7 protein-coding genes are annotated in these 11656 nt (G+C 45.3%); 2 read left to right on the top strand and 5 right to left on the bottom strand.

Going from position 1 to position 11656, the window contains the following annotated elements; translation table 11 throughout:
- Positions 1–47: 47 nt before the first annotated feature.
- Positions 48–3509, top strand: coding sequence for a CHASE4 domain-containing protein (locus OZ401_RS05720; RefSeq protein ID WP_341469745.1), 3462 nt, complete (start codon positions 48–50; stop codon positions 3507–3509).
- Positions 3510–3561: 52 nt separating this feature from the next.
- On the opposite strand, the gene OZ401_RS05715 is transcribed toward OZ401_RS05720, so the two are convergent.
- From OZ401_RS05715 to glsA, 5 genes are all read right to left on the bottom strand, one after another.
- Positions 3562–6204, bottom strand: a complete 2643-nt coding sequence (locus OZ401_RS05715; RefSeq protein ID WP_341469744.1) for a cellulase family glycosylhydrolase — start codon at positions 6202–6204, stop codon at positions 3562–3564.
- A gap of 155 nt (positions 6205–6359) precedes the next feature.
- Positions 6360–6629: a hypothetical protein gene (locus OZ401_RS05710; RefSeq protein WP_341469743.1), complete on the bottom strand. Its 270-nt coding sequence runs from the start codon at positions 6627–6629 to the stop codon at positions 6360–6362.
- A 164-nt stretch (positions 6630–6793) separates the two neighbouring features.
- Positions 6794–7573, bottom strand: coding sequence for a Crp/Fnr family transcriptional regulator (locus OZ401_RS05705; protein ID WP_341469742.1), 780 nt, complete (start codon positions 7571–7573; stop codon positions 6794–6796).
- A gap of 10 nt (positions 7574–7583) precedes the next feature.
- Positions 7584–8360 carry a MinD/ParA family ATP-binding protein gene (locus OZ401_RS05700; RefSeq protein ID WP_341469741.1) on the bottom strand — a complete coding sequence of 259 codons (777 nt, stop codon included), beginning with the start codon at positions 8358–8360 and terminating at the stop codon, positions 7584–7586.
- A gap of 30 nt (positions 8361–8390) precedes the next feature.
- The gene (glsA, locus tag OZ401_RS05695; protein WP_341469740.1) at positions 8391–9398 is read right to left on the bottom strand and encodes a glutaminase A; all 1008 of its coding nucleotides are present in this window, start codon (positions 9396–9398) and stop codon (positions 8391–8393) included.
- A 390-nt stretch (positions 9399–9788) separates the two neighbouring features.
- Between glsA and OZ401_RS05690 the strand changes: the two genes are divergently transcribed.
- Positions 9789–11591 (top strand): DUF3352 domain-containing protein, encoded by a 1803-nt coding sequence (locus OZ401_RS05690; protein WP_341469739.1) that lies wholly within the window; start codon positions 9789–9791, stop codon positions 11589–11591.
- Positions 11592–11656 lie beyond the last annotated feature (65 nt).

The following is an 11656-nucleotide window of genomic DNA, read 5'->3' as shown; positions in this document are numbered from 1 at the left end:
GTTTCGCCTAGTTACCTTGCCTTCTTCACAACGGAGTGTGGAACGTCATGTCTATTGCTTCTAAAACCATTCTGATTATTAGCTCCACCCTATTGCTCTTGGTTTTTTCTCTATACCTGATTCTTTCAAATATAATGCTGAGCGGCTTTAGTCGGCTGGAAGAACAGGAAAGTCGTGAAAATATTACCAGAACTCAGACTTTTATTTCTCACCTAGCCGCTAATCTAAATCTTCTAGATCGAGAATGGTCAGATTGGGACGATACTTATGAGTATATCGCAGATAGCAATCACATTTATGAGCAAATAAATCTAACAGAGCAGGAATTAACAAACCTGCAAATAAATTTGCTAGTATTTGTTAATAACAATGGGCAGGTAGTATTCGGAACAGCTTTTGACAGGAATAGTCAACAGAAAACTCCCGTTCCAGATTCTTTTTTGAAACTTCTCAACCCTGATAACTTGCTATTAAGTTTACCTGCCCAGCAGAATAGCTTGTCAGGTATCCTTTCGCTGCCCGGTCTTTCTCCTCTTATTATTGTTTCTAGACCAATCTTGACTAGCCAAGGTGAGGGACCTATGCGAGGCGCATTGATAATGGGTAAATATCTGGATTTGATAGAGCTAAAGGACATGGAGGAAACGATTCAAGCTGGATTAAGCTTATACAGGGTTGACAGTCAAGAACTACCCTCTGACGCCCGCGCCCTTATTCCACAAATTCTTGCGAACAGGAGTGGAGAGGTTATATATAAAACTTTAACTGAAAATACTATCTCGGTCTATTCTGTGGAAAAAGATATTTATGATAACTCCAGTTTGCTCTTAAAGGTCACCACTTCTAGAGACATCTATATGGAGGGGCAAACTAGCCTGAAATATCTCCTTTTTTCGTTAATACTGCTGGGGGCTATGTTTGAGTTGCTAGGGGTTGTGCTTGTTAAAAGATTTTTCCTTAACCGCTTAACTCTCCTGAGCAAAAGCATTAGCAAAATTGGAGCGCTTGCCGACTTATCGGTTCGGCTTGAGGTGAAAGGAAAGGACGAACTCTCAACTTTTGCTAGGGTTATCAACCAAACCTTTCAAGCCCTAGAATATTCCCAATCTGAGCTTAAAGATAGTGAGCAAAGATATCGCCAACTGGTAGAGCTTTCACCAGACGGAATTATTATTCAGAGCCAAAATGGGATAAATTTTGCCAATAAAGCGGCAGTCGAGATTTTCAATTTTACAAATAACCAAGAACTCATTGGTAAAACAATGTTGGAACTGGCACATCCCGATTCTAGAGATTCCCTAGAGGCATTAGCCCGACAAATACAACAGAAGCAAACTCCTCACGAAACTTTTGAAATACGTTTTATGCGCCTAGACCGCAAGATGCTTGCCCTTGAAATTGTAACGCTGCTCTTAGAATATAACGACAATCCTGCCACTTTGTTTATTCTGAGAGATATTACGCCTCGTAAAGAAGCCGAAAACGCTCTACTAAAGCGCGAACTCTACCATACAGCTTTGATTGAAGTACAACGTCTTCTTTTGTCACACCATGATAATGAGCTTGAGCTTTCTAAAGTTTTGGCTTGGTTGGGTAAAGCTTGTGGCTCACGTACAGCCTGTATTTTTCGGAACTTGCAAGATTCTAAGGGACAGCTTTTTTTGAAACAGGTTGCCGAGTGGGGCATTGAAGACAGTTCTACTGAAAAAGCGCTTTGCTCTTTTCAAAACGGGCACTATGCTCCTTCGTTTTCTCGCTGGGAACAACTTCTGAAAAGCGGGCAGCCAATTGTAAGCTTGGTAGAAAACTTACCTGAATCAGAACGTCAGATTTTAAATTCTCAGGGTTTTGTATCAATCCTAGCCTTACCACTGATTGTAAATGGGAAGTTTTATGGTTTTATGGGCTTTGATAGTGATGAGCAATATGCTCCGTGGGAGGTAGCGCTATTACAGGCAGCCGCCGGGGCATTATCCCTAGACCTAGAACGCCGAGAAGCAGAAGAAAAAGTCGTTGCCGAAAAAGACCGTTTGGCTGTTACACTTGAGTCTCTCGATGAGGGCGTAATAAAGACTGATTTAAATGGGATGATCTTACTGATCAATAAGAGCGCTGAAAGTATCATAGACAAGCCTGACCTTGCGCTTAAGAATTTGTCCTTATCGGATGTATTTTCTGAACCGGAATGGTTACCATTGCTAAACTTGTCCCACGCAGTAATACACACCGGGGAGAGAAAAGTTTGCCAAACTCCTTTGCATATTTTTTCTGCAGGGGTCGAAAGTTTTATTGAGTATAGCATTGCCCCTCTTCCCCAAAGTTTTGGTACAGTGATGGTTCTCCGCGATGTTACGGAAAGGCAAAAACAAGCGGAAGAAATGCAACGAGCCTCAAAGTTGGAAGGTCTCGGAATACTGGCGGGTGGTATTGCTCACGATTTCAATAACCTCTTGACCGCAATTCTAAGCAGCATTTCGTTGGTAATGCTGGAAACCGAGCCTGAAAGTGACCTTTACACTTCGATGGAAGTAGCAGAAAAAGCTTCTGTGCAAGCCAGAAACCTGATACATCAATTGCTTACTTTTGCCAGAGGGGGTGAGCCTATTCGCCAAACTGCTAGCCTAATCGAGATTATTCGGGATTCGTCTAGTTTTGCTTTGCGTGGTTCCAATGTGCAATCTGTTTTTACTCTCCCAGAAGATTTATGGCATGTGCTGGCTGATAAGGGGCAACTGGGTCAAGTGATTCAGAATCTGGTTATCAACGGGGTTCAGGCTATGCCCGGCGGAGGGGTTTTAAGGATAGAGGCGAATAATCTTACCTTGCCTTCAGCTTCTGCTCTGCATCTTGAAGCAGGTCAGTATGTGGAAATAATAATAAAAGATCATGGTATAGGCATAAGCAAGGAGAACTTAGCCAAGATATTCGACCCGTACTTTACAACAAAAAGGCAAGGGCATGGTCTTGGGTTAGCCATTTGCTATTCAATACTAAAGAAACACAAGGGACAAATAACGGTGGAATCAGAATTGGGAAAAGGTACTACCTTCCATCTCTATTTGCCCGCCTCTTCCGCTAAAATTTCAGCGCCAACCGGAGTAGTAACCTTACCGATTTTACAAGGGAAGGGGCGGGTGCTGGTTTTAGAAGATGAAGTATTGGTGCAGAAGGCACTGAAAGCCGGACTCAGTAAGTTGGGGTACCAAGTAGAAATCGTTGCAGATGGACTTACCGCAATTCAGTGCTATCAGGCAGCTTTAAAAGAGGAGAACCCCTTTGGAGCGGTAATAATGGACTTGACTATACCCGGCGGGATGGGCGGAAAGGAAGCTGTAGTATTGCTACGAGAAATTGATTGTAAAGTAAAGGCAATAGTATCTAGCGGTTATTCAGAAGATCCAATAATGGCAAATTATTTAGAGTATGGTTTCGTGGGAAGGTTGGCTAAACCCTATAGGTTGGTAGATCTTGGCAAGATTCTACAGGGAGTGTTCCAAGAGCAAGTTTAATTCGAAATGGTTCGAAACTATGGGCTAGAACCAGATAACTGATAACTAAAGCTTACTGAATCCAGCCTCGCGCTTTGAGTACCTGCATGCCAAGCAAGCCCACCTGAATTTCAAAAGGTGTGCCTTTAGCTTCGGGGTGGTATTCCAGCCTGCCACGTTCAAAATACTGAACATTGTAGGTTTTGCCATCAACCGGATTAATTTCGGTAAATTCCTCGCTGATAGGGTAGCCAAACTGAGTAAGCCCCCCGTATTTTTCCCAGAAAACCTTGAACCCGGTGGACAGGCTATGTCCGGTCTCTTTAAAGTAGATGCGATCGGTTGAGTTAGGGAAAGCTACAATAGTTTTGAAGGGTGCGTCTGACTCACGTCTGCCCGCCGAAACTAGCCTGCCGAGCAAACCAAGCTGTACCTCGGCGCTGGTGCCACTGTATTCGGGGTGATACTCAAGTCGCGCGCGTTCAAAGTATTGTACTGTGAGACCGCCTTCCTGAAATTCCTCGCTGATGGGCATGCCTAGTAGAGTCGAACCGCTGCGTTGTTCCCAGAAACGCTTGAAGGAGTTGGAGAGGTTATGTCCTGTTTCTTTGAAATAGAGGGTGTTCGAACCCCCTAGCGATTCGGTGCGTGCAAAGGTAGCGGGTGGCACCGGCAGACTGACAGTGTACACCGTTCCTGCGGTAGCATCGAAGGAGAGCAAACCGGCGGCGGTGCGATCCACTGAAGGCGCTTGCCCGTCTTGTACCTGCAAAACCGGGGCAAGTTTTGGATTCCAGCTAGGGAAAAAGGCGCGTAAATCTAGGGTAACGTGGGCGGGTGAACTGGTAATTACATAGACTTGTCCCAATCCATTGCTAGGCCACCAAACCGCCCAAGGCGCACGTTCTTTCTGGTCAAGTTGCACTCGGCTGTTTTTAAAGCTGGCGCTATTTCCAAAGAAACTATTGCCGGAAGTCCAGAAGTAATTGATATTGCCGTTGTCGCTATCTTCGAGGGTGTTAAAATCACCACTCGGCGCACGGTTCGCATCGGTCATGCGTAAAATGGCACGCGCGGCAAAGAACGCCGGTTTGGGATTATTGTTATCGTCGGACAACCCGAAGTTATTTTCATAGACGTTTGCGCCGATACTGAAATTCCGCAACATCCATTTGTAGCCTCCGGCGAAGCCTTTGCCATACATGTAGAGCCAGAGTGCGGTTTCATGTGCAGCGGTAGTCAAACTAGAGGTTGCACGTCCAGAATAATCCGAGTTGCTATAGCCAAATTCTTCTAGGCAAACTGGGCGACCGGGAAACGCTCGTTTAAGCGCGTCCATCACTGCGAAGGTGGTTTTCAAGCCGTCCGTACCGGAAGGAGCATAGCGGTGGATCGAGACAAAGCTCAGGCTATCTCCGGCGGAAAGACGCGCCCAGAAAGTGCTGTTAAACCCGGCAGTTACCGGCTTATTTTTGTCAAACTGGCGAATGGGGTTGAGCAACGAATCATACCAAGCTTGCAACGTGCCATTAGCAGCATCAAGAAATACTTTCCATTTGCCTTGTGCTTCAGGCGAACTCATATAATCAAGCGTGGTTGTGCCGTTTTTTACCGCCCACGTTGAGGCATCTCCCAAATATTCTTCATACAATACATAGGCGTTTGCGGCATAATACCCCAGACGTGAATCGAGTGCCGCCCCAACAGTATGCCAGCCTACATTGGTACGGCGATAGGCATCGGCGGCAGTTTGGTTCATGCGCTCACCGTAAGTCTTGATTAGCAAGTCGGTCTGGAAGGGTGGCTGCACGCTATCAGGATAAATTGCTCCGGCAATATGCACAAAATTTGGCTCATTTTTCAGATCATAGCCGAGCATATAGGGTTGATTCACGTAGCGTTCGGCTACCAGCGCATTTACTTTTGATAGTTTGCGCAAATCCATCTCGTCATAGTCGGCGAAGGTGAGCAAAATAAAGAGATTATTAGAGCGTGCCAATTCCAGCACTTTATCCAACTTGGAGAAATCGCCCTTGAGAATATCATCCCGCAATTGGGTTTGCACAAATATGCGTACAGTATTGTAGCCGCCTGCCGTTGCTGCGGCGAAGTCTTTCTGGATTAAGGCGGGGTCGAAGCGGTCATTATTCCACATCACCCAGGCGCGATCGGTAGCTCCCTCGTAATTAACCCCTGCTAGGAAGAAGCGCGCCCCGATACCATCCACCAGTTGCCCGTTTTTGACACTAATCGGCGCAACCGGCTGAGTGTAGACCGGCTTGTCAAAAATTACAGGGTAAGCGGTAGAATCGACCGTACTGTTGCTACCCGGAACGGTAGGAATGGGGTTAATCGGCACTCCCGGCGCAATAGTGGGTGGCACGCCATAGGTCGGCAAAGCGGGTAAATAGCTCTGCTGCGAGTTCTGCGTGGGCTTGATAATCGGATTCTGGTTTGGATCAGATTGCGCTTGTACCGGATTCTGGGTGCGGGCTTGCGGAGTGACGGGCGCAATTTCATAGCGCACCGGACCATAGGTTGGCTCAGGCAAGTAAGCGGCATCTACCGAGTAAGGGTGCAAGGCTGGGATTGAGGAGAAATTCCAGAGTATCAAAATACCCACCAGCGCAACCAGTGAGAAAAACGCCAGTACATATTTATTTTTTGATTTATTTTTTTGGGGACCCCGGCGAGGATTATTATATCCAGATTTCATCAGGGTGCGTACCTGTGAGCTTAATACGGGAAATGTAACTCAACATAAGTAATAATTGCAATGTCAGTTTAACATAAAACTATTTCACAGGCAATACCTTTACGCTTTTATTTCGCGTTGCAGCCATCAAATCGGCGGTTTAGAATAGGCAACATTTAACGTCCGGTTATAATAACGCGGGTAAAATTAAAGAATACCCAGAGTATTCCGCTTAAAGCAACTATCAAAAGTGGCAACCCCAATATCAGTAGAGTGGTTCGTGTACGTGAGGGCTTAGCCTTGATGAGCCAGACCACTCCGAATGTTAACCATGCAGTAGCGATAAAAGGTAGAACGAGGAGCATCAAAAAGATAGCAATAAAAAACACTATCAGGATAGTGAAAAGAACAAAAGCAAAAATCTTTACAATAGCATCGGGAATCATTACTGCTCGTCCTACTATGATTTTGCTAGAGTTTTCCCATTATATCCTGATCTAACCGTTTTTACTAAATGTTACACAAGAAAGGCACATCTCCAGCAGACGATGTGCCTTTCTTCTTTTGGATAATTCTGCAAAATAACCTTATTGATTGGTAACCAGCGTCTTTATAACTCGCTCAGGCTATCGGTTTCAAAGGGTTGTTTGTTTGAAGTGAACCTTTTTTTGCGAAGGTCGCGCGCTTGAGCTTGCAAATCGCTGAAATTATCGTTATCGGTAATCTGGCTGATTTGGTGCGCTAACTTCACTTGATCGATTTCTATCTTTAGCTCTTGCACCTGTCGTTTCAAAGTTTGCTCACGATTATATACCTCCTGTGCCATATGCCCAAAAATCCGGGCAAGCTGTCCTAGTGGGTCGGTGCGCTGAATTACCCCATCAAGAATCTCAGGTTGGTATTTGCCATCTTCTAGGGCGATAGCAGCGTTGATTACCTTTGAAAACTGTTGCATATACTGGAAGTCATCAAAACTGGTTTTAATACGGGTGCGAAGGCGCGAACACAGCAATTGAATTATTCCTTGTACTACCTCTTGCCTTTTGGACATTAGGGAGTATAGGTTCTGTTGGCTCAGACACCAAAGATGGGTATTTGTTATAGCGGTAATAGAAGCGCTTCGGGTTTCAGAGTCCAACACCGCCATTTCACCAAAAAAGTTACCCTTTTCGACAATACCGAGGGTATGTTCATCTATATGGACTCGCATGATTCCTTCCCGAACAATAAACATGGAGTCCCCGAGGTCTCCTTTCTGGAAAATGGTTTGCCCGATAGGCACTTCCACATCAACCAGTAGGTTCAGCATCTCTTGGAGCATCTCATCGGTAGCATCGCCAAAGATACCCACTCCCCGAAGAAATTCTATCTTTTCGGTTGTTTTTACCACTTCTAACCCCTTACTGCCTTATCAGTCGCGCTGCAATAGCAGTTATTCCTTGACTGAAAGGATGCTGCGGATTCTTCAGACTAAACAGACCAGCGCTACCGGCTCGAATCAAGTCATCCGAAGAGGGTAATACTGCGATTACTTCTGCTTTATAAATCTCCTCAACCGAATGTTTTAGACCGTCAAAATCCATCTCTGGCAGCGCCTTGTTTATCACCATCAGCATATTTTCTACATCCAATTTGCGGGCTACTTCCACAGTAACGGCAGTTCCCTGATAGTCTTGTCGGTCAGGTCTCATAATTAGCAGCAAATCGTCTGAAATGGCGATAGACAGCAAGGTTTCATCATTTAAGCCGGGATGCGTATCAATGAATAGATAGTCAAGGTTAAGCACCTCAATTAACTCAATTAACCCATCATTTAACAAATGCGCCTTATAACCTTCCCGCAATATTCGGGCAATATCGCCTGCCTTGATGCTGGACGGCAATAGATAAAGCTTCCCACCCCCTGATATATCAGTCCCTTCCGAATCTACTAACCGAGAAGTAACATCGTGTGCCGCTTCTTTGATACTACATTTCCCATATAAAAAATCGTTGAGACAAGGCGATAAATCATCCTCGTCCATACCGAAAAGAATATGTATTCCGGGCGATTGAATATCTGTATCTATAATAGCAACACGTTGCCTTTGCATAGCCACTGTAGCCGCCAGATTAGCAGTTATATTTGATTTACCGGTGCCGCCCCGATAAGAGTGAATCGAAATAATTTTACCCATGTTTTCCTGTTCCTAAACCTATCACTATTTCTAATCCAGTAGCTCGCTTTGTTGGTTGCTCAAATTAAAAATATGCAATCCCAGTTCGCGAGATAATTGTTCGCATACCTTTATGCCTCTTACGCTGTTTCCCTGAGAGTCAAGGAGCGGTGAAAATACGGCAATCCCTAATTTACCCGGTACTACCCCTATTATTCCTCCACTTACCCCGCTTTTTGCGGGAATACCTACACTGTAAGCCCATTGCCCGGCATAGTTATACATTCCACTGGTGTACATTACACTGAGAATATCAGGAATATACTGTGCTTCTACAGCGCGTTGCCCGGTGGTAGGATTAATCCCGTTGTTGGCTAGGGTTGCAGCCATAACAGCCATATCGCGGCAATTGACCAATAAAGAGCATTGCTGGAAATAAAGGTCTAGTGACTCATCTAGGTTTGGCGGAACCATTCCAAAGTTAAGCATCAAATAACCGATAGCTCGATTGCGATTCCCGGTTTGCTTTTCCGAAGCGAAAACTGCTATATCCACACTTGCTTTTCGTCCGGTATAGCGTTCGAACATATCAAGCACCCTGTTGAGCCGGGTGGGCGGATCCTCGCCCCTGATAAGAGCCGCAGTAGCAATTGCTCCGGCATTTACCATCGGGTTGAAAGGTCGGTTAGAGGCTTCATCTAAAATAATGGAGTTGAAAGCTTCACCGGTAGGCTCAACCCCTACTTTCGTGCTTACAAATTCGCGCCCATGTTGTTCGAGCGCAAGCCCGTACATAAATGGTTTGGACATAGATTGGATAGTAAAGTCCTGGCGACTATCACCCACCTCAAAAACCTGCCCATTCGTTTTTACCACACAAATAGAAAACCAATCTGGCTTAGCTTTAGCCAGTTCGGGTATATAATCTGCCACTTTACCCTCGTCTAAGGTTTTGTATTTGGCATACAATTCGTTTAGATAGCGGCGTAAGGGAGATTTGATGGCTTTCATTTCACTTACTAATATTTCGAGGTCGTTACGATCGTCTTGTTTATTCATTCTTGATTCCTGATATGATATATAAAGTGTGTAGCTTGAATTTATAACCCGAACAATTTTAGGAAGTTAGATATAGCTTTAACAGGAGGTGTCAGGCAACTCATTCCTGATTACAAGCTCATATTGAGTAGGATTTTTTGAAACAACTTTTGGGATTTTGGAGTAGGCTTCAAAATTAATCTTAAAGGTAAGAATATACAATTTCTACTGTTAATAACAATTGTCATTTTGACAGAAATTAATCGGTGATTTTAGGACAATTAGCACAAATCGGTTAGCTAGATTAATGTTTTGCAAATCAAAGAGAAATGAGAAACGATTTGGCTTGCACGAACGTATATCATGATTGTGAACATTAGATGAATCGTAATGAAATGGGAGAATTAAGATATGTCCTACCGAAAAGCATCTCGCTTTAGCCTGTTTCTGGTCGCGTTACTAAGCCTCGGTCTGCTACTGGCAGCTTGCGGCGATAATAACCAAACCAGTCCGGCTCAAAATTCCAATCTGGGCTATAACAGCGCGTTGGCTGCCAACTTCCCCGGCACTACCTCGCTTTTTGTCAGTCTGAACACCGATCAGAATAGCGCACAATCCCTAAGCGCAAAGAAGATGATAGATTATATTTCGGCAATTCCTGAGATTCAGGATTCGCTCAAGAGTTTAAATCTGGCATCTTCCACCACTACCGGGCAGATTGATTTTGAGAAAGATGTACGCCCATGGCTTGGCAATGAGGCCGCAATTGGTGTGACCGATATGCAAAAGCTAGGGAAACTCGTCGGTAGTCTTGGCAGTATGACCGGAAAATCCAGTAGCAGCCCGACCCCGACCCCCAATATGGCTATGGCTTCGTTTGATATTCCTTTGATGGTGGCAGTGCAGGTAAAAGATAAAGCTAAAGCCGATGTCTTTGTAAACAAGTTACTCGGTTCAGCGCTTGGTGGCAATACCTCCGGTTTGAATATCAAACCGACTATCGAAACTTATAAGGATTACACCATTTACAATCTGAACCTGTTTGTACTCCAGCTTTCGGTGGCGGTAGGAAATGATAAGCTTTTCCTGACGCTTGGTTCTACCGCTGCTAAAAATGCGATAGACCAGACTGCCGGAACTAGCCTTTCCGCGAATGCTCAGTACAAAGCGGTTGCTGCCAAATTGCCAACCACAAATCTCGGCTTTATGTACACAGATGCCGCTAGTGCCTCTAGCGCAATGTCTGCGATACCCAATATGTCCCAGAGCACGACTTCAATGAATAAGGATTACTTGAAGGGCATGGGCATGGCATTTTCTGCTGCCGACGAGGGCTTGAAGGTGGATGTGTACGAGGCTTATGACGAAAGCAAGCTCACCCCTGAGATTAAAGCCTCGTTGAGCAAACCCGCTGTGTCTGGCAAAATTCTTGAGGCGTTGCCAGAAAAGACCTTCTTCTTTGCCAATGGGCAGGATGGCAAGAGCGCGTACGATCAGCTAAATAGTATGTTGTCGCAGATGCCGAGCGACCAGACTAAACAGATTACCGACGCACTTACCAAATTTGAAACTAACTCCGGGTTGAGTATCCAAAAGGATATTGCGCCGCTGTTCGCGGGCGAATTCGCGGTATTTGCCGTGCCTTCTACCACTGACCAGAAAGTGGGCGTTGGTTTCTTGACCGCGGTGACCGATAAGGCTTCGGCACAGGCTTCGCTGGATAAATTGGCGGCGGCGCTTGAGAAATCGCCCGATGCAACCGTCAAGTTCGACCAGAAAACTTTTGGTGGTGTAACCTATAAATCCGGCGTGATGACTCCTAAAGATACCACCAAAAACAACGGCAAATCTACTACTCTAGAAATGGGCGTGGCGGGCAATTATGTCTTTATCAGCACCGCATCTGACCAAACTGAGGCGACTATCACTTCTGCTACAGGTGGTACGAACTTTAGCAAGGGCGCAAGCTATGCCGAGTTCACCAAAGTAAAAGCCAGCGTGCCGGATAGCAACAAAGGCTATTTCTTCGTGGATGCGCAGCAAGCCTTTGCGGTAGCGGCAAGTATGCCATCCTCCCCCGATAATGCTAAAAACCAGCAACAGTTAACCGCAATCAGTGGCAAACTGACCGATCTTAAGAGTGTGGTGGGCGGTAGCAAGTCCGGAACTACCGAGTCTAATAGCACGATTTATATTCACTTCCCGGTGAAATAAAAAAGCGGTTGGCTAACCGCTACCTCAAGATTAGTATAAAGGCGCATCGCAAGGTGCGCCCTTTT

The sequence above is a fragment of the Candidatus Chlorohelix allophototropha genome, from assembly GCF_030389965.1.
GTDB lineage: Bacteria > Chloroflexota > Chloroflexia > Chloroheliales > Chloroheliaceae > Chlorohelix > Chlorohelix allophototropha.
The sequence above is the reverse complement of the archived record's forward strand: the minus strand, read 5'-3'. Positions and strand labels throughout refer to the sequence as shown.

Excerpts from the sequence above, each read along its gene's own strand:
- OZ401_RS05690 (WP_341469739.1), top strand. The coding sequence starts at position 9,789 with ATGTCCTACCGAAAAGCATCTCGCTTTAGCCTGTTTCTGGTCGCGTTA.
- OZ401_RS05715 (WP_341469744.1), bottom strand. The coding sequence starts at position 6,204 with ATGAAATCTGGATATAATAATCCTCGCCGGGGTCCCCAAAAAAATAAA.
- OZ401_RS05700 (WP_341469741.1), bottom strand. The coding sequence starts at position 8,360 with ATGGGTAAAATTATTTCGATTCACTCTTATCGGGGCGGCACCGGTAAA.
- OZ401_RS05710 (WP_341469743.1), bottom strand. The coding sequence starts at position 6,629 with ATGATTCCCGATGCTATTGTAAAGATTTTTGCTTTTGTTCTTTTCACT.
- glsA (WP_341469740.1), bottom strand. The coding sequence starts at position 9,398 with ATGAATAAACAAGACGATCGTAACGACCTCGAAATATTAGTAAGTGAA.
- OZ401_RS05720 (WP_341469745.1), top strand. The coding sequence starts at position 48 with ATGTCTATTGCTTCTAAAACCATTCTGATTATTAGCTCCACCCTATTG.